The organism is Mitsuaria sp. CC2, assembly GCF_048957715.1.
GTDB lineage: Bacteria > Pseudomonadota > Gammaproteobacteria > Burkholderiales > Burkholderiaceae_C > Roseateles.
Genome location: NZ_JARVXN010000003.1, coordinates 202,184 through 223,155 on the forward strand (window position 1 = coordinate 202,184; position 20,972 = coordinate 223,155).

At 67.2% G+C, this 20,972-nt stretch carries 19 protein-coding genes and 1 pseudogene; 14 read left to right on the forward strand and 6 right to left on the reverse strand.

The genetic code is table 11. The annotated features are described in order from the left end of the window. Nucleotides 1-3: 3 nt before the first annotated feature. A complete protein-coding gene (locus PV762_RS01670; RefSeq protein WP_421033282.1) occupies nucleotides 4-417 on the forward strand; it encodes an acyl-CoA thioesterase in 414 nt (137 codons plus the stop codon). On the opposite strand, the gene PV762_RS01675 is transcribed toward PV762_RS01670, so the two are convergent. After that, complete coding sequence (locus tag PV762_RS01675; protein WP_421033283.1) at nucleotides 392-1,822, reverse strand: hypothetical protein; 1,431 nt, start codon at nucleotides 1,820-1,822, stop codon at nucleotides 392-394. The genes PV762_RS01670 and PV762_RS01675 overlap by 26 nt on opposite strands. A gap of 115 nt (nucleotides 1,823-1,937) precedes the next feature. Between PV762_RS01675 and PV762_RS01680 the strand changes: the two genes are divergently transcribed. Continuing rightward, nucleotides 1,938-2,474: a pyridoxamine 5'-phosphate oxidase family protein gene (locus PV762_RS01680; protein ID WP_421033284.1), complete on the forward strand. Its 537-nt coding sequence runs from the start codon at nucleotides 1,938-1,940 to the stop codon at nucleotides 2,472-2,474. Here the strand turns inward: PV762_RS01680 and xth are convergent. The 3 genes from xth to PV762_RS01695 all read right to left on the reverse strand — a co-directional run bounded on the left by xth (nucleotide 2,471) and on the right by PV762_RS01695 (nucleotide 4,664). Beyond that, nucleotides 2,471-3,247: an exodeoxyribonuclease III gene (gene xth / locus PV762_RS01685; RefSeq protein ID WP_421033285.1), complete on the reverse strand. Its 777-nt coding sequence runs from the start codon at nucleotides 3,245-3,247 to the stop codon at nucleotides 2,471-2,473. The two genes, PV762_RS01680 and xth, sit on opposite strands and share 4 nt — an antisense overlap. A gap of 49 nt (nucleotides 3,248-3,296) precedes the next feature. Continuing rightward, nucleotides 3,297-3,923 carry a Dps family protein gene (locus PV762_RS01690; RefSeq protein ID WP_421033287.1) on the reverse strand — a complete coding sequence of 209 codons (627 nt, stop codon included), beginning with the start codon at nucleotides 3,921-3,923 and terminating at the stop codon, nucleotides 3,297-3,299. Nucleotides 3,924-4,004: 81 nt separating this feature from the next. Next, the gene (locus PV762_RS01695) at nucleotides 4,005-4,664 is read right to left on the reverse strand and encodes a TetR/AcrR family transcriptional regulator (RefSeq protein WP_421033288.1); all 660 of its coding nucleotides are present in this window, start codon (nucleotides 4,662-4,664) and stop codon (nucleotides 4,005-4,007) included. A 341-nt stretch (nucleotides 4,665-5,005) separates the two neighbouring features. Between PV762_RS01695 and PV762_RS01700 the strand changes: the two genes are divergently transcribed. From PV762_RS01700 to PV762_RS01710, 3 genes and pseudogenes are all read left to right on the forward strand, one after another. Beyond that, nucleotides 5,006-8,347: a di-heme oxidoredictase family protein gene (locus PV762_RS01700; RefSeq protein ID WP_421033289.1), complete on the forward strand. Its 3,342-nt coding sequence runs from the start codon at nucleotides 5,006-5,008 to the stop codon at nucleotides 8,345-8,347. 48 nt (nucleotides 8,348-8,395) lie between these two features. Further along, nucleotides 8,396-9,040, forward strand: coding sequence for a hypothetical protein (locus PV762_RS01705; RefSeq protein WP_421033290.1), 645 nt, complete (start codon nucleotides 8,396-8,398; stop codon nucleotides 9,038-9,040). Between the two features lie 317 nt (nucleotides 9,041-9,357). After that, nucleotides 9,358-9,468 (forward strand): annotated as a pseudogene (locus PV762_RS01710) (IS5/IS1182 family transposase); the annotation flags it as partial. 286 nt (nucleotides 9,469-9,754) lie between these two features. Here the strand turns inward: PV762_RS01710 and PV762_RS01715 are convergent. After that, a complete protein-coding gene (locus PV762_RS01715; protein WP_421033291.1) occupies nucleotides 9,755-10,906 on the reverse strand; it encodes a diguanylate cyclase domain-containing protein in 1,152 nt (383 codons plus the stop codon). A gap of 197 nt (nucleotides 10,907-11,103) precedes the next feature. Between PV762_RS01715 and PV762_RS01720 the strand changes: the two genes are divergently transcribed. From PV762_RS01720 to PV762_RS01760, 9 genes are all read left to right on the forward strand, one after another. Further along, nucleotides 11,104-11,421, forward strand: coding sequence for a c-type cytochrome (locus PV762_RS01720; protein ID WP_421033292.1), 318 nt, complete (start codon nucleotides 11,104-11,106; stop codon nucleotides 11,419-11,421). Next, on the forward strand, nucleotides 11,418-11,891 hold the full coding sequence (locus PV762_RS01725; protein ID WP_421033293.1) for a (2Fe-2S)-binding protein: 474 nt from the start codon (nucleotides 11,418-11,420) through the stop codon (nucleotides 11,889-11,891). The genes PV762_RS01720 and PV762_RS01725 overlap by 4 nt, the downstream gene beginning before the upstream one ends. Next, nucleotides 11,888-14,122, forward strand: a complete 2,235-nt coding sequence (locus PV762_RS01730; RefSeq protein WP_421033294.1) for a molybdopterin cofactor-binding domain-containing protein — start codon at nucleotides 11,888-11,890, stop codon at nucleotides 14,120-14,122. The genes PV762_RS01725 and PV762_RS01730 overlap by 4 nt, the downstream gene beginning before the upstream one ends. A 103-nt stretch (nucleotides 14,123-14,225) precedes the next feature. Continuing rightward, nucleotides 14,226-14,810, forward strand: coding sequence for a TetR/AcrR family transcriptional regulator (locus tag PV762_RS01735; RefSeq protein WP_421033295.1), 585 nt, complete (start codon nucleotides 14,226-14,228; stop codon nucleotides 14,808-14,810). A 93-nt stretch (nucleotides 14,811-14,903) separates the two neighbouring features. Continuing rightward, entirely contained in the window at nucleotides 14,904-15,653 is a 750-nt protein-coding gene (locus PV762_RS01740) for an SDR family NAD(P)-dependent oxidoreductase (protein WP_421033296.1), read from the forward strand. A gap of 92 nt (nucleotides 15,654-15,745) precedes the next feature. Then, nucleotides 15,746-15,886: a hypothetical protein gene (locus tag PV762_RS01745; RefSeq protein WP_421033297.1), complete on the forward strand. Its 141-nt coding sequence runs from the start codon at nucleotides 15,746-15,748 to the stop codon at nucleotides 15,884-15,886. 82 nt (nucleotides 15,887-15,968) lie between these two features. Continuing rightward, nucleotides 15,969-17,066, forward strand: coding sequence for a threonine aldolase family protein (locus PV762_RS01750; protein ID WP_421033298.1), 1,098 nt, complete (start codon nucleotides 15,969-15,971; stop codon nucleotides 17,064-17,066). A gap of 61 nt (nucleotides 17,067-17,127) precedes the next feature. Continuing rightward, nucleotides 17,128-17,370: a hypothetical protein gene (locus PV762_RS01755; RefSeq protein WP_421033299.1), complete on the forward strand. Its 243-nt coding sequence runs from the start codon at nucleotides 17,128-17,130 to the stop codon at nucleotides 17,368-17,370. A 178-nt stretch (nucleotides 17,371-17,548) separates the two neighbouring features. Further along, nucleotides 17,549-18,856 carry a cyanophycinase gene (locus tag PV762_RS01760; protein ID WP_421033300.1) on the forward strand — a complete coding sequence of 436 codons (1,308 nt, stop codon included), beginning with the start codon at nucleotides 17,549-17,551 and terminating at the stop codon, nucleotides 18,854-18,856. Nucleotides 18,857-18,983: 127 nt separating this feature from the next. Here PV762_RS01760 and PV762_RS01765 read toward each other — a convergent pair whose 3' ends face one another. Then, nucleotides 18,984-20,960 (reverse strand): B12-binding domain-containing radical SAM protein, encoded by a 1,977-nt coding sequence (locus PV762_RS01765; protein ID WP_421033301.1) that lies wholly within the window; start codon nucleotides 20,958-20,960, stop codon nucleotides 18,984-18,986. Nucleotides 20,961-20,972: the final 12 nt, after the last annotated feature.

The following is a 20,972-nucleotide window of genomic DNA, read 5'->3' on the forward strand; positions in this document are numbered from 1 at the left end:
GGCATGCGATTCGAACTGCCTGAGGACAAGAAGCTCGTCCACGAGACCCGCATCCCGATCCGCTGGGGCGACATGGATGCGATGGGTCATGTGAACAACACGGTCTACTTCCGCTATCTGGAAATCGTTCGCGTGGAGTGGCTGGACAGCCTCGGCCATCCACCGAGCCCGGATGGACAGGGGCCGGTGATCGTCAACGCGTTCTGCAACTTCCACAGGCCGCTCGCGTATCCGGGCGAGATCCTGGCGAAGCACTACGTGTCGAATCCGGGGCGATCGAGCTTCGACACGTGGATCACGCTGGAGCGGCTCGATGAGCCCGCCGTGATCTACGCGTCCGGCGGCGCGACGACGGTGTGGCAGGACGGGTTGGCCAGCGCATGCCTGAGGGTCAGGCCATGCCACCGTAGCTGTTGATGGTGTCCAGGTACAGCTTCTTCACATCCTCGAAGTTCGAGATATTGATGTAGGGCATGCCTCTGAGCTCGAACACACCCGAAGAGCCCTTGGGCAGCAGGAGGGCGCCCACCGATGCGCCGACGTTCACGGTGGATGCAATGTCGTCGGACGAGATCAGATCCACCTTTCGCGTCTCCTCCTCGCCGTTCTCATGGGTAATGGTCTTGTCCCGCCGATCTCCGGTGGTGTAGACAGAGCGGACAGCTGCGGCGATGGTGATCTTGCTGGTCTTGGAAGCATCCTGGATGCTGTCGGGATAGGCTTCCTTCTGGTCCTTGCCGGCATTGAACTGCTCGATCGCGGTGAGCCAGGATTCCATGATCTTCGCGTACTGGACCTTGTCGATCTCGGGGAGCTCGTCATAGAGCGCGCTCAGAGGAACGCGAGGCATGACTGAATACCGGGCCTTGTAGTACTGCATCGTGTCCTCCTGAGCCTGTTGCTTCGCGGCGAAGAGGAACTGCAGGAAGCTCATGAGCGCGAGCCCGCCCGCACCCGGCGTGGCCGTTGCCACCAAGTCCAGACAGACCTTGCCCTGGTCGGTCGTCCATAGCGGATGGCTGGGCGCGGCGCGCGCTCGCACGTCCCCATTCATGCGGGGCCAGTGGGTAATCGCCGAGAAGCTGTACTTATTGGAGGACTGGCCTGACTCGGCGTGATTCACGACCGTCGTATTGCGTTGCAAGCCCGGCGTATTCATGTTGCTCCCGTGAAGCGCGGAGACGAAGCTGCCCAGCTTCGCGGTTTGAATGGAGAACGTAATCTGTGGCTTGGCGATGTATTGATGATCCGGCGTTTCCCTGATCAGGGCATTGTCCGGCAGCGTCCCCTTGAAGCGGTGATAGTCGTTCGATGCGTCCTCCTTCTCGGAGCTGTCCTCCTCCGCGTTCGTCCAGCGGTGGTAGGCCTCGCCGCATTTCTGCAGGTCCTGCAACAGCTTCACGCCGCTGGCGAGCCCCGAAAATAGGTCGGACTGACTCGCCGTGGGCGCGGTCACGATCTCCGGATTGCAGGAATCGATCTCCAGCCACCAGGAGCCCGCGTCCACGATCTTCTGGTGGGTGCCGAATTCCGCCATATCTTCTTCGGACAGTCCCTCCTTCGGCTCCTCATCTTCTGGAAATCGCTCCACTCGGGCGCCCTTCATCTCCAGCTCGAGTCCAGCGGTCTGGATGTCGCGGCGCGATGAACTCGCCGGCGCGCACCTGGCGACGCCGTCGATGCGATAGACAGCGCCCTGGAAGCTGTCGGAGATATACAGGTGAGCACTCTCAATTGACCAACGAATGACCGATGTTTGATCGAGCCATGCAGATGTGGCGCGATCTGCATTTCCCAGTTCTGGCCGATGACAACCCGCCAACGGAAGAATCCAGGTAGTCCTGGCGACTGATACCGATTGAACAGGCAGGGCGGTTCCGGAATCTGACGGAACGCTCCTTGCCATGCAGGTCCATCCCCACCACCGGACCCTCGTCATGGACTCGATCAATCGCCAGCAGCCTGAAGTCAACCGTGCCGACCTGAGCGGCGACGCCGCCATCGAGCGCGTCCGTGGCGCCGTGAAGAAGAATCAGACCTGCTTCTTCTGCACGGGCGTGAGCACCGGCGGGTCCCAGGCGACCCGTCCCATGGGCGCCTTGCAGGTCGATGACGCGGGCAGGCTCTGGTTCATGAGCGCTTCCGACTCCCACAAGAATGCCGAGATCGGGCAGAACCCGCTGGTCTGGCTCTTCTTCCAGGCTTCGGAGCATTCGGGGTTCGTCACGCTGCACGGACGCGCCACGGTGTCGCGAGACGCAGCCAAGATCGAGGAACTCTGGAGCCCGCTGATGAAGACGTGGTTCACCGGAGGCAAGGACGATCCGCGCATCACGACCATCGCCGTGACGCCGCTGTCGGGTTACTACTGGGACAACAAGCACGGCGACATCGTCGCGGGCGCGAAGATGGCCATCGGCGCGGCGATCGGCAAGACGCTGGACGACTCGATCGAGGGTGACCTCCGGTTTTAAAGGCGCGACGCAGCCAGCTTCGCCCATGCAGGCGCGTGATCGCTCGGGCTTTCCGCCCCACGTTCCTCGCGATCCACGCCGGCGGCCTTCACCTTGAAGGCCGCATTCACCAGGATGTGGTCGATCCTCAACCCGGCGTTCCGTTCCCACCGTTTCCGGCGGTAGTCCCAGAACGTGAACGGCGTGTCCCTCGGATGCGCCGTCTTCAGCGCATCGGTCCAGCCTTGTTCCAGGATGGCCGCGAACGCGGCACGCGCTTCGGGTTGGAGGAGGGCGTTGTCCCGCCAGGTGTCCGGCTTGTAGATGTCGGCGTCGGTGGGGACGACGTTCCAGTCGCCCAGCAGCACCGTGGGATGACCCGCCTGCCAGAGCGCTTCGGCGCGCTCGCGCAGCCGTTCGAACCACGCCAGCTTGTAGTCGAACTTCGGCCCGGGGAACGGGTTGCCGTTGGGCAGGTAGATCGCGGCCACCAGTACGCCGTTGATGGCCGCTTCGACGTAGCGGGCCTGCCGGTCCCGGCGGTCGCCTGGCAGTGCGCGGAGCACCGGCAATGGCGTGTGCCCTCGGGAGAGGAGGGCGACGCCGTTCCACGTCTTCTGACCGACCACGAGGGAATCGTAGCCGGCCTCGCGCAGGGCGTCGAGCGGGAACTCCTCGGGAGGGGTCTTCAGCTCCTGGAGCGCCACGACGTCGGGTCGACGGCGCTCCAGCCAGTCGAGCAACTGCGGGAGTCGCTTCCGGACGTTGTTGACGTTCCAGGTGGCGACGATCACGGCATCACCGCGCTCGCCGCCCCGAGGGGCCCGCGCCGCCCGCGCAGCCTCAGATCGGCGAGGCCGCGACCAGATGCTCGGACAGGAACCACACCTGCAGCTCGTTGGTCCGCACGATGTCGCTGACCAGCAAATCCTCGGTCCCCGAGTCGCCGGCGTCGCTGGCCTTCTCGGCATGCTCGCGTGCGAAGGTGAGGATCATCGTGTGCGCCTCGATGAGGCGGCTCAGCTGCACCGTGGCCGGCTCCCGTCCGCGCGGCGGGCGCGGGATGCGGGTCTCTTCCGCGATGTCCGCGGCCATCGCCAGCGACACGCCGCCCAGCACCTGGATGCGCTCGGCCACCAGGTCGACCAGCTCGACCTGTTCCTCGAAATGCTTGTCGAACAGCAGATGCAGCTGGTTGAAGGTCGGGCCGACCACCTGCCAGTGATGCTTCTTGTACATGTCGCGCAGCGTGATGGTGTCGGCCAGCACCTGGTTCAGCGAGGTGACGCTCTTCTTGACGACCGCCTCGGACAAGCCGTGCGGCATCTTGACGACTTCACCGTAGCGCTGCGTCTCCTGCGACGTGGTCTTGACCGACTTGTCGATGCTCGGCGTCGTGGCGGCGTGCGCGGCGTCGACGCGACCGGCCTTGGTGGGGGACTTCGCGGGGGACTTCTTCTTGGTAGCCATTCGCAACTCCAAAGATGGGGGACAGATCCCGCTCCGAAGGGCAAGCGCCGATCCCGCGCCACCTGCCTCGTGTGCCGTCCCTCAGTCCTGCGCCGCCGCCCGCGTGAACAGCAGCGCATCCATCAGCTTCATGTAACCCTTGGCCGTTTTTGCCTCCGTGACCTGCACGCCGGTCGTGGCGGCGATGTCCGGCCCCATGACCGACAGCCCATTGGCCAGCGACACGATCGCGTAATACAGCAGCACCGGCTCCCCCTTGGGCAGATCTCCGGCCTTCTGGGCCGCCTTGATCAGCGGCCGGGCCAGGTCGAAGTGCGGCCGCAGGAAATGCTGCGCCAGCCACTCCTGCCGGTCCTCGCTGTGCGTGCCTTCGCGCCGCTGCATCATGAAGCGGTGCAGGTGCGGCTCGTCCAGCGTGAACTGGAAATAGGCGATGAACTCCTGACGCAACTGCTCGATCGCGCTCGCCGGCTTCGCCTGCCTGATCATCCCTTCGCGTGCGCGCGCAAGCTCCTCATAGACCAGCGTCGCCACCGCCTGCCACAGTACCTCCTTCGACTGGAAGTGGTAGGTGATCAGCTGATGCGTCAGCCCGCTCTGCTCCGCGATCGCGCGCATGCTCGCCGCCTCGAAGCCGCGCTCGGCGAATTCCTTCAGCGCGGTCTTCAGGATCGCCTGCTTGGTGTCGGCCGACCGCTGCTGCTCGCGCCGGCGGGGCGTGGAGGTATCCGGAGTGCTCATGCCCGACATCATGCCTTCGTCACCGAGTGTTCCTACCTCGCCGGAGGTATCGCATGCCCTGGTATTCCGGCTGCGTATCGCCCATGTTTCCCGAGTTGGTGCGTTGGTATCGATACCGCCGCATCCGGCCCGGAACGGGCATCAATTCGACACACATTAAAACTTGCCGTGTGGCAAAACAAACGCGGACACTCGCGCCGCTTGCCCCTCCCAGGAGGGACAAGCGGTGTTGCGTGTCGATGGGCGGCGCGGGCACCGGACCAAACCAGGTCCATCGAAGCGGTTGCGGGCACCACCCCCCGCGACACCAATCGCACCCACAGGCACGGGAGGGAACCACCATGGAGTTCAAGCAACTCGGCATCTTGATGGGCAGGGCATTTGTCCCTGCCCTGCTGGGTAGTGCGCTGCTCGCCGCATGCGGCGGCGGCAACGGTCAGCAGGACGGCGGCGTCCAGATCGCATCCGACGACAGCGGCGGCAGCGCCGATTCCGCGGCACGCGCCAAGCGCATGGCCGGCGACAGCGGCACGGAGACGGCGCTCACGCCCGTCTCCGCCACCGGCAGCTCGCTGCAGCGCGGCGACCTGAACGGCGCCAAGGCCATCGACAAGGACGACAACAGCCGCTGGGGCTCCGCGTTCACCGACAACGAATGGCTGACGCTGGACTACGGCAGCAGCGTCACCATCACCCGCGTCCGCATCAACTGGGAAAACGCCCACGCGAAGAAGTACCTGCTGCAGACGTCCGAGGACAACAAGACCTGGACCACGATCAAGACGGTCGAGAACAGCCCGGGCGGCGTCGAGGACCTGAAGGACCTCGGCGGCCAGGGCCGCTACCTGCGCGTGCAGGGCGTGACCCGTTCGACGGGCTACGGCTATTCGATCTTCGAGATCCAGGCCTTCACCGGCACGCCGGTCCCGCCGACCACGCCGACGGAACCCACGGATCCGACGACGCCGACCAACCCCACCGATCCGACGACGCCCACCAACCCGACGACGCCGACGGACCCCGTGGGCGACACCAGCAAGCCGGGCGTGGCGATCAAGCCGACGCTGGCGCTCTCGTCGACGCCTGAGAACGACGGCCTGTCCGCGAAGAACACCATCGACGGCAACCTGTCGACGCGCTGGGCGTCCAAGGCCGAAGACGGCGCGTGGATCCAGTACGACTTCGGCACGGCGCAGCCGCTGGGCTACATCAAGCTGGTCTGGGAGAACGCCTACGCCAAGGCCTACGAGATCCAGATCTCCGACGACGGCAAGACCTGGACCCGTCTGCGCAACCAGCCGGCCGGCAAAGGCGGCACCGAGGAGTACTTCAACCTCGGCGTGAAGACGCGTTTCGTCCGTATCCAGGGTGTGACCCGTGCGACGAATTACGGCTATTCGTTGTTCGAGGTCGAGTTCAAGACCGTCGGCAGCGACAACAGCATCCCGACCACGACGACCACCCCCTTCGCCTTCCCGGTGAACGGCGCAGGCGCGGGCCCGCTGTACAACCCGCAGGCGCCGATCGAGCAGATCCAGTTCACGCTGCCGGACGGCACGCTGGTCACGCGTTTCGGCCAGCGCGGCGTCGGCCGCCACGGTCGCGAGCGCGGCGAGGACTGGAACGAGGTCGGGTTCGGACCCAATGAAACCGTGGATGCCAACGGCAACCCGGTGGACAAGGGCCCGGGCAACTACATGAACTTCGTCGCGAACTACTTCAAGAACCGCACCTGGGGCGTCGAGTTCATCGACAACTCCAACGTGGCCGGCGTCACGAAGCCGCGACTGATCGTCAACCAGTACTTCCCGCAGGCGCAGCGCGGCGGCGGCCATTCCTTCTTCCGCCGCATCGACGACCCGAACGTCACCGGCTACGGCTGGATGTCACCGGGCCAGCTGCTGGATCCGACCACCTACACGGACGGCTTCGTCGACAAGACCTCGTGCCCGGTCGTCCCCAAGCCGCCGCAGAATGCCCTGGCCAAGCCTGACTCGGGCTTCAAGGGCATCATCGGCGCGAACGACGGCTGCTCCGTGGTGCTGGACAACATGCCGGGTCACCAGGACCTGTCGGCCAACGCCAACGGCGTGCTGGTGCCCAACGGCGTCAACGTGCCGTCGCGTGCGCTGCGGGTCGGCGAGGCGATCGAGTTCACCGGCTCGTTCTTCTCCAGCCGCGCCGCGATGGATGCCATCGGCGACAAGGGCGACTACCGCTACTACACCAGCGAAGTCATCTACGTCATGGGCACCGGCTTGCGTCCGTGGTACGGCGTCCAGCCGCGCCTGAACAGCGTGCCGCTGCCGGATTCGGTGCTGGCGGGCGGTATCGGTTCCGTCTCGTACAACTACTCGGACGAAGGCTGGCGCATGTTCCAGCAGCCGTTCAACAACATCGGCATGCAGAACCTGCAGCGATTCGTTGAAGGCCGCCGCGCGGTGCACAGCAGCTTCGTGACCGGGCAGCACATCGAGCCGGGCAACGATCCGATGACCTCGATCCAGAACCTGGCGGGGACGCGCTACAACGCCACGGCGTGCGTGGCCTGCCACACCAACAACGGTCGCAGCCCCGCGCCGTTCACGGTGGACCAGCGCATGGACAAGATGGCTTTCCACGTCGCGATGAAGGCGGCTGACGGCTCGATCCGTCCGGACCCGCGCTACGGCTCGACCATCCAGATGAACTCGACGTCCGCGTCGGGTGCACCTCAGGATTGGGGCAACGCGGTGAAGGTCGCGGGCTTCGAGACCACCAGCGTCACGCTGGGCGACGGCACCAAGGTCGAGCTGCGCAAGCCGAAGTTCGCCTTCGACGGTCCCACGCCGCAGCTGTGGTCGGCGCGAGCCGCGCTGCCGCTGCTGGGTGTCGGTCTGCTGGAAGCGGTGCCTGAAGCGGACATCCTGGCCCGTGCGCGCACGACGCCGGACGCGGACGGCGTGGTGGGCAAGGCCAACTTCACCTTCGATCCGGAGACCGGCGCGACGCGGCTGGGCCGTTTCGGCTGGAAGGCGTCCAAGGCCAGCATCCGTCACCAGGTGGCCAACGCACTGCTGAACGACATGTCGGTGACCTCACCGGTGTACCCGAACCGCAGCTGCGCGACCGACCCGCAGGGTTGCCGCACGGCGCCGGCGCAGAAGGGCATCGCGGAAGCGGACCTGACCGCGCTGACGCAGTACATGCAGCTGCTGGCCGTGCCGGCCCAACGGAGCATCCCGAGCGGATTCCCCAAGGGTGTGGCGCCGACGGAAGAGCATCGCGTGGATGCGGTCCTGGTGAGCAACGGCCGCAAGGTGTTCGACGCGCTGAAGTGCGCGGCGTGCCACACGGCGGAGATGAAGACGGGCAAGAACCATCCGTTCGCGGAACTGCGCGACCAGACGATCCGTCCGTTCACCGACCTGCTGCTGCACGACATGGGCCCGGCCCTGGCGGACAACCTGCCGGAAGGCCAGGCGCAAGGTGCGATGTGGCGCACGACGGCGCTGTGGGGCATCGGCTACACGGAGAAGGTCGCCCAGGGTCAACCGGTCGGCTACCTGCATGACGGCCGCGCCCGCAACCTGACCGAAGCCATCCTGTGGCACGGCGGTGAAGCACAGACCTCGCGTCAGCGCTTCGAGCAGCTGTCCAAGGCGGATCGCGACGCGCTGCTGGCGTGGTTGAAGACGCTGTGATGGGTTGAAGAGGAGGGCGCTTCGCGCGCCCGTCCGAAGACAAAGGCCGTGGCGGTATGCCACGGCCTTTTGTCGTTTGGAGGGCGGTCCGGCGGTCCGTGGCAGACTGGGCTGACCATGAAGAAACTCATCATCTCTGGAAGCCTCGCCGCCGCGCTGTTCGCCGCGCCCGCCATCGGTCGGTGCGCGGAAATCGTGCTGGAGCAGTCCGCGGTGCAGTCGCTGCTGGTCGAAGGACTGTTCAAGGAAGAAGGGAAGCTCCATCTGCAGAAGGGCGCTTGCTACGCCTATCTGGAGGATCCCAAGGTGACGCTTCAGAACGGGCGCGTGATCATCCGCGTCCACCTCAACAGTCGGCTGGGGGTGCCCTCGGGGAGGGACTGCCTCGGCGTCACGTTGGCGAGCTGGGCGACCGTGTCAGCCGCTCCTGTCGCGCAGGGTCACGTCGTGCGCCTGAACGAGATTCGCGTGGACGACGTGGAAGATCCCAACACGCGCAGCCTCTTGAACCTGGGCCTCGCGCCGGCGTTGCCCGGTGCCGTCGAATTCGATGTGAAGCAGGCGGTCGAGGAGATGCTCAAGGGCTCAGGAAGCCGCCTGCAAGGGGAAGTGCAGGCGCTCAAGATCGACTCGGTGAAGGCGGGGGACAACAAGCTGTCGATCAACTTTGACTTCAAGCTGGTTGGGAGATGACCGTGCGTCGGTAGACCTCTACGGCTTGAGCGGCTCGCCCACGCACGAGGCGACCTCACGCAGGTCTACGCAGGCAGTCTTGGGTAGCGCTGCGTATTCTCTGCACGTGATCGATCGCGGAGTTGCATCGCCCCCTTGGCATCGGCAGGTTCCTTGTCGCTCAACGCCAATCCCGGGCGGTACTACTGATCCAGGCTTCGAGCTGCGTCCTGTGCGAAGTACGCGTTGGTCAGCGGACAGGCGTCATCCCTTCGCCGAGGCCGGGGCCTTGTTGGCCGCAAGGACGGCTCGCCAGTAAGCGTCACCAGCCATCAGGTACGGTCGTCACGACATCGGGCAACGTCGCCGATATCAACATGGCCGGAGCGCTGCTTCACGGTGATGAAGAGGTCGCGTTCGGCGACGCCGGCATCAAGGGGCCGTATGAAGTGGCCAAAACGGCCGCTTCAGGCGCTGAAAGCAGCGGCCAAGCAGCTCAACCGAACGTGCTCAAGAGCTGACCCCACGCACATCGACGAGTACGAGGCGAACGCCGACTCTTCATGCGCCGCAAATCGTGTTTTGCAGACCATCCCTAGGAAGTCGCGTAGTTGCGGGAGTGGTCGTAGTTGCGGAAGGTCTGGATCGTCATCGGTCGGAGACTGTTGAGGCAGAGCTGCGGAAGAACCGGGTTCCGATGATCCGAACCGATACGTTGCTGAAGGCCGCGACCGCTCAACGCGACAGCGAGACCAGCTCCATCCGATTCCGCCCCTTGCGCTTCGATGCATAAAGCGCTTCGTCCGCCTGCTTGAGCCAGTGCGACAGCTCCTCGTCGGGCTGATCGGACAAGGTCGCGCCGATGCTCAGGGAGACCGGCTGCGGCGTGACGAACATCGCGCGCGCTCGCTCCGCGAATGCCTCGCGCAAGTCCTGGCCCAGCGCCTGCGCGGCGACGTCGGAGGCGCCGCTCAGCAGGATCACAAACTCGTCCCCGCCCAGGCGCGCGGCCAGCGCACCGTCGGGCAGCGCACCGCGGATGAGGTCGCTCAGGGCCATCAGCAGGCGGTCGCCGGCGTCGTGGCCGTGCAGGTCGTTGACCTGCTTGAAGTGGTCGATGTCGATCAGCAGGAGGGCGCTGGGGCGGGCCGGCGAGGACTGCGCCAGCAGATCCGGCGCACGCAGATAGAGGGCGCGGCGGTTGTCCAGGCCGGTGAGCGGGTCGCGTGCGGCGATCTCCGCAATGCGTTCCTCGCGGCGATGGCGCTCGGTGCCGGTCATTGAGATGGCCAGCAGCATGATCGCCATCGCCCCCTCCACCAGCGAGACCAGGATCACCGCGCCGCGGAAGCCGGCCAGATTGACGAAGGCTTCCGGCAGCAGGGTCGACCCAGCCTTGGCGAGGTAGAACAGGCTGTGGGCCAGCAGGACGAAGCGCAACTGCGCCGCCCCCAGGCTCAACACGCCGCCATGCGGGCGCAGCAGCAGACCGGCGCGCAGGGTGATGACGGCGATCAGCAGCGACTGGGTGCCCAGCATGACCTTGGACCACCACGGCCCATCGGGCAGGAACAGCATCGCCAGCCAGACGATGGCCAGCATCCACCAGACACGCGGCAACCGGGTGCGCGTGAATCCTGCGACACCGGCCAGGAACAACCAGTGGGCGACGATCAGCAGGCCGTTGGGAAACCAGATGCCGAGCAGCACATGGCCGCTGGAACGCAGCAGGGCCAGCACGCTGCCGACGGCGATGATGGCGAAACCGGCGCTCCAGAGCAGCAGGGAGCGTTCGCGCACGCTGCGCCATTCCGCGGCCAGGCACAGCGCCGAGGCGGTTGCCATGGCCGCGGTGAGGACGAGCAGGGTGAAGGGATCGAGAACCATGGGCGATCGAAGGTCGGGGCGTCGACGGCGGACGGGCGTCGAGATTCCTGGCTGGCGAAGCAGGGCACGTGCGCCATTGTGCGGGGCGCCCGCCGCCCAAAGCAGGCTTTCGCGCATTGTGGGCGGCCTCTCCCGCGCCTAGAGTGCCTGCAAGGCGCGAACGCCGCCCTCGAAAAGCCACTCCGGAGAAGCCATTCATGAGGAAGCTGTCTGCACTCGCGTGCTGCGCGATGCTGGTCGCCGTGCCGGGTCTTGCCCTGGCCAACCCCGCGCTCGCGCAGAAGAAGAACTGCATGGCCTGCCATGCCGTCGACAAGCGGCTCGTGGGCCCCTCGTTCAAGGACATCGGGGCCAAGTACGCGAAGCAGGACGCCGCCGCGGACCTCGCCACGCGCATCGTCAAGGGCAGCTCGGGCCGCTGGGGACCCGTGCCCATGCCCGCCAATCCGCAGGTGAGCGTCGAGGAGGCCCAGGCGCTCTCCACCTGGATCCTGGAACAGGGAGGCAAGCCATGACCGAGCTGAATGTCAACAACCGCCAGCTGCGCGCGGACGTCGAGGGCGACACGCCGCTGCTGTGGGTGCTGCGCGAGGAGCTGCAGCTCACCGGCACGAAGTACGGGTGCGGCGTCGCCCAATGCGGCGCCTGCACGGTGCACATGGACGGCGCGGCGCTGCGCTCGTGCGTGGTGCCGGTCAGCGCGCTGCCGGCCACCGCGAAGATCGTGACCATCGAAGGGCTGGGGCAGACGCGACTCAAGGTCGTGCAGGAGGCCTGGGCCGAACTGGACGTTGCGCAATGCGGCTACTGTCAGCCCGGGATGATCATGGCCGCCGCCGCCCTGATCACCCAGACGCCCGATCCCAGCGATGAGGACATCCGATCGGGCATCACCAACATCTGTCGCTGCGGGACCTACCCGCGCGTGCTGGCCGCGACCAAGCTGGCCGCCCAACGCCTGCGCGGCGCGGGAGCCCAGCGATGAGCGCCGCAACGACCAATGCCACCGCGACGGCAGCGACGGGCTCGACGCGGCGCCATTTCCTGAAGGCGACCGGCCTCGCGGCAGGTGGCCTCGCCCTCGAATTCACGCTGCCCGTGTCCAGCGCGGTGGCGCAGACGCCGACACCATCACCGGGCGCTGGGTCGACGGGTGCAGCGCCGGCCGGCGAAGTCACCGCGTGGCTGCTGATCCATCCCGATGAATCCGTCGTCATCCGCATCGCGCGGGCGGAGATGGGGCAGGGCACCTTGACCGGGCTCGCGCAACTCGTGGCCGAGGAGCTCGAGTGCGACTGGTCCAAGGTCCGCTTCGAGCTCGTGAAACCCGGCGCGAACCGGGCACGAGCCCGCGTGTGGCGCGACATGGGCACGGGCGGCTCGCGCGGCATCCGCGGCTCGCAGGACTACGTGCGCAAGGCCGGCGCGGCTGCACGCTCGATGCTGGTCAGCGCGGCCGCCCAGCAGTGGGCCGTGCCCGTCACCGAATGCAGCGTCGAAGCCGGCACCATCCGCCATGCGGCCTCCAAGCGCCAGATCACCTTCGGCGCCGTCGCCGCGGCCGCCAACCAGCTGCCCATCCCCGAAGACGTCGTCCTCAAGGATCCGTCGCAATGGCGCATCGCCGGCAAGCCGCTGAAGCGGCTCGACACCGCCGACAAGCTCGACGGCTCGCTGGTCTACGGCATGGACCTGCGCCTGCCCGGGATGATCGTCGCGCTGCCCAAGGCCTGTCCGGTCCACGGCGGCATGCTGGTGAGCTTCGACAAACAGGCCGTGCTCAAGATGCCCGGCGTGCGCGACGTGATCAAGGTCGACGACGCCACCCTCGCCGTGCTCGCGGACCGCTTCTGGCAGGCCAAGCGTGCGCTCGACGCCTTGCCCATCGTCTGGGACAAGGGCCCGAACGCGTCGGTCAGCAGTGCCTCGATCGCCGCGCTGGTCAGCGAGGGTTTGCAGGGCGACACGCCCTTCGTCGGCAACCGGCAGGGCGATGCGAAGGCGCAGCTGCAGGGCGCGGCTCGCGTGATCGAGGCCGACTACGGCACGCCGTTCCAGAACCATGCCCCGATGGAGCCGCTGTCCGCGACGGTGCAATGGACCGCGCAGCGCTGCGACGTGTGGGCGCCGACGCAGGTGGCGGAAGCGGCGCTCGCGACGGTCGCCGATGCCGCGGGGCTGGACATCACCGCCTGCGAGGTCCATCCGATGCGCATCGGCGGGAGCTTCGGTCGGCGCCTGGCCACCGACTATCTGGCGATGGCGGTGCGCATCGCCAAACAGCGTCCCGGCGTGCCGGTGAAGATGATGTGGACGCGCGAGGAGGACATGCTCCAGGGCCGCTTCCACCCGGTCACGCAATGCCGCCTGCGCGCGACCCTCGACGGACAGGGGCGCATCGGGGCGCTGCACATGCGCATCGCCGGCCAGTCGATCACGTCCTTCGTCAATCCGAAGGCGATCACCGCCAACGGCGACGCGACCGTTTTCCAGGGGCTGCTGGCGGAATCGCCCGAAGGGCACTTCGGCTACGAGGTGCCGCACCTGCTGATCGACCACGCGATGCGCAACCCCCATGTGCGGCCGGGCTACTGGCGCGGCGTGAACACCAACCAGAACGCGATCTACAGCGAGTGCTTCATCGACGAGCTCGCGCACGCCGCCGGCAAGGATCCCTTCGAGTTCCGCAAGGAGCACATGGCGAAGCGGCCCAAGCACTTGGCGGTGCTGCAGGCCGTGGCCGATCGCGCCGGCTGGGGCAAGGCGGCGCCCAAGGGCGTGTTCCGCGGCATCGCCCAGTACATGGGCTTCGGCAGCTACACGGCCGCCGTCGCGGAGGTCTCCGTCAAGGACGGGCAGCTGAAGGTGCTCCGCATCGTCGCGGCGACCGACCCCGGTCACGTCGTCAATCCGCAGCAGGTGGAAGCACAGGTGGCGGGCTCGTTCGTGTACGGGCTGGGCGCGGCGCTCTTCGGCGGCAACACCGTCAAGGACGGCGCCATCGCGGAGACCAACTTCGACACCTACGGCGTCATGCGCCTGTACGACATGCCGGCGGTGGAGGTCATCGTCATGCCCTCGGGCGGCTTCTGGGGCGGCGTGGGCGAGCCCACCATCGCGGTGGCGGCGCCCGCCGTGCTCAACGCGGTGTTCGCCGCCACGGGCAAGCGGATCCGGCAACTGCCGCTGAAGGACACCGATCTGTCGAAGGCGTGATCGCATGCGCGCGAGTCCGGAAGACCGGGTGACCGGGTGGAGGAAACCGGATGGAAATTGCGGCTATTGACCGATCGGTCCAATACGCCGTAGCATCCGTCCCATGCCACGCGAACGCCGTTTTTCCGAAGCCGAGGTGCTGGAGCGTCTGACCGACGTCTTCAGCCGGCATGGCTACGCGAGCACCAGCCTCGCGCTGCTGCAGGAAGCGACCGGGCTGGGCAAGCAGAGCCTCTACAACACCTTCGGCGACAAGCAGGCGATGTACCTGCAGGCCATCGACTGCGCGGTGCAGCGCGCGGCCGGCACGGTCGCCGCCGTGCAGTCGGCGAAGACCGGTCGCGCCGCCATCGACGTGTATTTCGCCGCCATGATCGATGCTTGCAGCAGCGCGGTCGATGTGGACAAGCACTGCATCGTCACCAGCGGCCTGCTCGAAGGCATTGGCGACGCGCCTCTGGCGTGGGCGTTGACGAGCCGGTGGCAGGCCACGCACGAGATGCTGCGCGCCGCGGTCGAACGCGGTCAGCGCGACGGATCCGTGCCCAATCCCACACCGTCGGCCGAACTCGCCGAGGTCCTGATCGCGTTGACCAGCGGTCTGCGTGTCGCTGCCCAGGCCGGACGCACCCGGGCGCAGATGGAACGCACCGTGGCCATCGCGCTCGGGATGCTCGACATCGCCTGATCCGCCCCCTGATCCGCCCCTGATTTCCCGTCAGCCGCCTGCGCGGCTTTTCTTTTCCCTCATTTTGACCGATCGGTCTATTTGGAGCCCATGATGAGCAAGTCCCTCGTTGGAAAAATCGCCCTGGTCACCGGCGCGTCGCGCGGCATCGGCGCCGCCATCGCGCAGCGTCTCGCCGCCGACGGCGCGGAAGTCGTGCTGCATTACGGCAGTGGCCGCGACGAGGCGGAAACGCTGGCCGCGTCGCTGCGCGCGGCCGGCGCCACCGCGCACGTGGTGCAGGCGGACCTGTCCGCCGTCGACGGCGGCCAGCAACTGGTGGCGCGCGTGAGCGCGCTGGGCCTGCCGCGCATCGACATCCTGGTCAACAACGCCGGCATCGCCGTCTTCGCCGGCCTGGCCGATACCAGTGTCGAGGACTTCGAGCGCCTGGTCAGCGTCAACATGCGCAGCCTGTTCCACGTCACGAAGGGCGTGGTGCCCGTCATGCCCGACGGCGGCCGCGTCATCAACATCGGCACGGCGGCGACGCGCATCGCTTTCCCGGGCATCACGGCCTACTCGGCGAGCAAGGGCTTCGTGGATGCATTGAGCCTGCAGCTCGCGGCTGAGCTCGGACCGCGCAACATCACGGTCAACGTGGTCGCGCCCGGCGCCATCGAGACCCGCATGAGCGCGTGGATCAACGAGCCGGGCGGCAAGGAGACGCTGGCGCAGGTGCAGGCGCTCCCGGGCGTCGGCAAGCCCGGATACATCGCTGGGGTGGTGGCTTTCCTCGCCGGTCCCGACGGCGCCTGGACCACCGGGCAGATCGTCGACGCGAGCGGCGGCACGAAGCTGTAAGCGACACCGCCTCCTTGCGCCGCGCACATGGCTGCCTTGCGGCGCCAGCGCTTGTCCGGGGAGGGGCAGGTCCTGACACTGCGGATGCGCCGATGTCCCCTGGCATCGGCGCATTCGTCATTACTCGACCTCTCGACCTCTCGACCCATCGACCCATCGACCCTCTCCACCTGCTGAAGGTGGGCGGCCACTGGAAGATCGCCAGCGAGTTCTACGTCGGCTATCCCCAGTGACACTGTCGCGCGACGGGGAGCTCGTGATTCAATCGCCACCCGATCGATCCTGATCGTTCCCCATCGCCACAAGCGACACACGATGACGCCTGCCGAGACTCAAGCCCTGAAGAACCGGTGCACCCGCTGGGTGTCGGGTTTCGCGCCACGATCGTTCGCCGACGAACTGGAGGCCGTCGCGGCCTGGGCGAGATCGAACGGGATCTCCGCCGACGTCTACGGCGAGGGAGGCGCCGTCGAACTGCTGGAGCAGCGCGTCGCCGGTCTCCTCGGGAAACCCGCCGCCGTCTTCATGCCGAGCGGCGTCATGGCGCAACTGATCGCCTTGCGTCTGCACGCGGACGACCAGCGGCTGCCGCGCTTCGGCATGCACGCGACCTGCCATCTGGCGACGGAAGAGGAGCAGGCGTTCTCCCATGTCATGGGTCTGCATGCGACCTACCTCGGACAAGCCCATCGGACGCTGACCCGGCGCGACCTGGAACAGCCCGCTGAAGCCTTGTCGGCCGTGGTGCTTGAACTCCCGGCGCGCGTGATCGGCGGGCAGTCGCCCAGCTGGGAAGAGCTGGCCGCGATCAAGCAATGGGCCGCGGAGAAGGGCACGCGACTGCATCTCGACGGCGCGCGCCTGTGGGAGGCGGCGGCCTGGTATGGCAAGAGCTACGCCGAGATCGCGGCCGGCGCCGACACCGTCTATGTCTCGACCTACAAGGGATTGGGTGGCTTTTCGGGCGCGCTGCTCGCGGGCGACGAGCGCGCCATGGCACAGGCGCGTGTGTGGCGTCGACGCCTAGGTGGGACGATCTTCCAGCTGGCGCCGCTGGCAGCGTCCGCTGCCTACCGCCTGGACGAGCGTCTGGCGCTGATGCCGCGCCTGTTCGAACGCACCGTCGCGGTGGTCGAGGCCTTGAGTCGGGTGAGCGGCATCCGCATCAATCCCGCGGCTCCACACGCCAACATGTTCCACGTGCACATGGATGGCGAGGTGCAGCGCCTCATCGGCGCACGGAACGCGATCGCGGAGAACGACGGCTTCTGGCTCTTCAACGCCGCGCGGGCCACGGGCTCGCCCGGCCGGGCGGTGGCCGAGATCTATGTCGGTGACAACCTGCTCGCGATCGATGACGATGCGGTCGTCGAGGCGTTCTCGCGACTGATCGCACTCGCGAACTCCGAATGAGCCTTCCCGCATGATCTGATCGATCGATCGACACGCAGGAGCGCGTAGCATCCCGGTCTCCATGAAACGCACGCTTTTCGGCCTCGCGCTCTCCGCGCTGGTCACCCTCTTCTTCATCTGGCTCATCACGCTCGGCTTCGGCCAGTTGATGTCGTCCCTGCGCGGATTGACGCAGCCTGGGGGCAAGGGCGGCAGCGCCGTGTCCATGCTGGGCGTCGGCCTGGCGGTCTTCGTGCCGCTGCTGATCTACCGCATTCGCAAGGCGCGGCGGAAGCAGCGCAAGAACAAGACCGACCGCGCCTGATGCGCGCTTGTTGCCGCCGAAGTCGGCTCAGCACCACCGTGAGGTGATTGCCGTGCGCTGTCCGCCCAGATCGGCAGGCGTGCGTTCAGGGGAGATCGGGCCGGATTCCCCATTCGCATCCCCAGGTTGAAGGCAGACCCTGCTTCACTTCCGGCACGCGATATGCAAGATAGGCGGCATGGACGCCTTCCGCCTGATCTCGTTCCGGATCCGCGCGCTGCTCGCCTTGGCGGCGCTGCTCGGTTCCGGCGCCGCCTCGGCCCAGACCGCCATCGTCATCGGCGGCGCCTTGCGCATGGACAACGATCCCGTCTGGGAACGCATCGTCCAGGAAGCCGGCGGGCCGGGCAAGGCGCACTTCGCCGTGCTGGCCACGGCCGCGGCCAATCCTGAACTCTCCGCCAAGCTCATCATCGACGCGCTCAAGAAGCACGGCGCGTTGGCCGAGCACATCCCCGTCGCGCCGCGGCTCGAAGGCGCGGATCTGCAGAAGAACCTCAACGACCCCGAGCTGATCGCGAAGGTCCGGGCGTCGAACGCGGTCTTCTTCTCCGGCGGCGCGCAGGGGTTCATCGTCGATACGCTGCAGCCCGATGGAAAACGCACCGCGATGCTCGATGCCATCTGGGATGTCTATCGTCGCGGAGGCGTCGTCGCGGGCACCAGCGCGGGCGCGGCCATCATGAGCCGCGTGATGTTCCGCGACGCACTCAACGTCATGGAGGTCATGCGCGGGACGCTGCGCGAAGGCCAGGAGGTCGATCGCGGCCTGGGCTTCGTGGGGGACGAGTTGTTCGTCGACCAGCACTTCCTCAAGCGCGGACGCATCGGGCGCATGCTGCCGCTGATGATGGCCAAGGGGTATCGCTTCGGGCTGGGCGTCGAGGAGAACAGCGCCGCCGTGGTGCACGGCGATCGCATCGACGTCATCGGCGGGCGCGGGGCATTGTTCGTCGACCTGAGAGATGCGCGCAGCGATCCGTCGCTGGGCATGTTCAACGTGCGGGGTGCGCGGATCAGCTACCTCGACAACGGCGATCGCCACGACCTGCGATCTGGCGTCACGATGCCGGCGCCGAGGAAGACGGCGGCCGGTGCGGCGGTGCCGGTCCTTGCCTCGACGCAGGGCGGGGCGGGGACTTCGCGCGGGCCGGTGGACAGCTTCCAGCCGGACATCCTCGGCGACAACCGCATTGTTCAGGCGATGACGGAACTGCTGAGCTCACCCGCGGCCGAGGTGCGGGCGATGGCGGCGCGGATCCGGCCCGATGCCAAGGGCGATCGGGACCGCACGGGCTTTGTCTTCAGGCTCTATCGCGGTGCGGACACACAGGGATGGATCGATGCCGACGGCGACGGACAGGACGTGACGCTGCTCGACGTGCGGCTGGACATCCGGCCGGTGAGGTTGCCCGATCCGGGAGCAGGGCCGACGACTAATGCGGTGCCGGCTGCCGGGATGATCGCCCCGGTTGGCATGCGCTGACCCAAACGCACTCCCAAGGCCCGGGGTCAGCGAGTGACGGTGGGGCCGGAATGGGGCTTGGGGTTCCCGGAGGGAGGCCCCATGCCCCGTGGAGAGCCCGCGCTCATCCTCCCGGATGAAAGCGGCCTCAAGCTTCCAGCGCTTCGGCGATGAACAGCTTGGACACCTTCGGCTTGGGGACGCGCACGCTGAACCAGCGTCGCACGTCCTGCTCCACGCCGATGCCGTGCATGAAGTTGTAGAGCGCCTTCTTGAGCGCATCGCCCATGGCATCGTGGTCCGTGCCGGTCGGGTCCACGAAGCCGACGTCGTTCTTGGCGAACGGCGACGGCGGCAGCGGCAGCAGTTCCACGCCGAAGGCGGTCGGGTCCTGCCCCACCGGCGAGTGCACCGTGCAGGCGAAGCGGTGGAAGAACCCGCTCTGGATGCAGCCGTTCTCGAACAGCTGGCGCACGTATTCCAGCGCGTCCACCGTGTCCTGCACCGTCTGCGTCGGGAAGCCGTACATCAGGTAGGCGTGCACCAGGATGCCGCACTCGGTGAACGCACGCGTCACGCGCGCCACCTGCTCGACCGACACGCCTTTCTGCATCAGCTTCAACAGGCGATCCGACGCGACCTCCAGGCCGCCGCTGATCGCGATGCAGCCGCTGTCGGCCAGCAACTGGCAGAGCTCGGGAGTGAAGGTCTTCTCGAAGCGCACGTTGCCCCACCAGCTGATGGAGACGCCGCGATCGATGAGCTCCTGCGCCAGCGCCTTCAGCACCTTGGGCGGCGCCGCCTCGTCGACGAAGTGGAAGCCGGTCTGGCCCGTCTCCGCCACGATCGCCTCGATGCGGTCCACCAGCGTCTTCGCCGACGCCGCCTCGTAGCGCGAGATGTAGTCCAGCGTGATGTCGCAGAAGCTGCACTTCTTCCAGTAGCAGCCGTGCGCGATCGTCAGCTTGTTCCAGCGGCCGTCGCTCCACAGCCGGTTCATCGGGTTCAGCATGTCCAGCAGCGACAGGTAGTCCTGCAGCGGCAGGCCGTCCCAGGTCGGCGTGCCCACGTCCTCGAAGGGCACGTCGGGTTCGACGAAGTTGATGTAGCGGACCTGGCCGCCATGCGCGCCGCCGGCGCGTTCCGTGTCGGCGCCCTCGTCCTCGCGGATGAAGCAGCGCACCAGCCGCTGCCGGCTGCGCTTGCCGGCGATGTGGTCGAGCAGCGCCAGCAGCGGGCGCTCGCCGGCGTCCAGCGTCACGAAGTCCACGTAGTCGAACAGGCGCGGTTCGTTGAGTTCGCGCAGCTCGGTGTTGACGAAGCCGCCGCCGAACAGGATCCGGAGGTGCGGCCGCTCGCGCTTGATCGTCTGGCCGATCCGCAGCGCCGCGTAGACCGCGCCGGGGAAGGGCGCCGACAGCAGCACCACGTCGGGCCGTTCCGCGTCGATCGCAGCGAGCGTCAGCTCGCGCAGCAGCTCGTCGACGAGGTTGGGCGGCGCGTTCAGCGCGTCGTGCAGCGGGTCGAAAGTCGGCTGGCTGGTCGCCAGCTGCTCGGCGTAGCGGACGAACTCGAAACGCGGATCCACCGATTCGCGCAGCACGTCGGCGAGGTCGTTCAGATACAGCGTCGCCAGGTGCCGCGCGCGGTCCTGCAGCCCCAGCGCGCCGAAAGCCCAGGCCAGCGGATCTTCGCCCTCCTCGGCGACGTAGACCTCCAGCGTCTGGAATCGGGCGCCCTCCGGCAGGAAGGTCCGCGTGTTGATGCGGTGCGCCAGCGTCGGATCGCGCCCCTGCAGGAACGCGATCGCCGGCGCGATCGTGGCGAAGTAGCGGTCGAAGGACTCGTCGAAATGGCGCGACGCGATGCCGCGGTCCGGCAGCGGAATCGCCTGCACCGCCGCCCGCACGCGCTTCAGTCCGTCGCGCGAGAACAGCTTGAGCACCAGGCCCAGCGCCAGGTCGCGCTGCGCCGCCTGGAATCCGCGCGAGCGCAGGAACCCCGTCAGGTAGGCCGTGGACGGGTAGGGCGTGTTGAGCTGCGTCATCGGCGGGATGAGCGACAGCACACGCAGGCTGGGCGCGGGAGCGGCTGCGGCTGCGGCGGTGGGCGCGGGGGCGGACATATCGGGACTGTA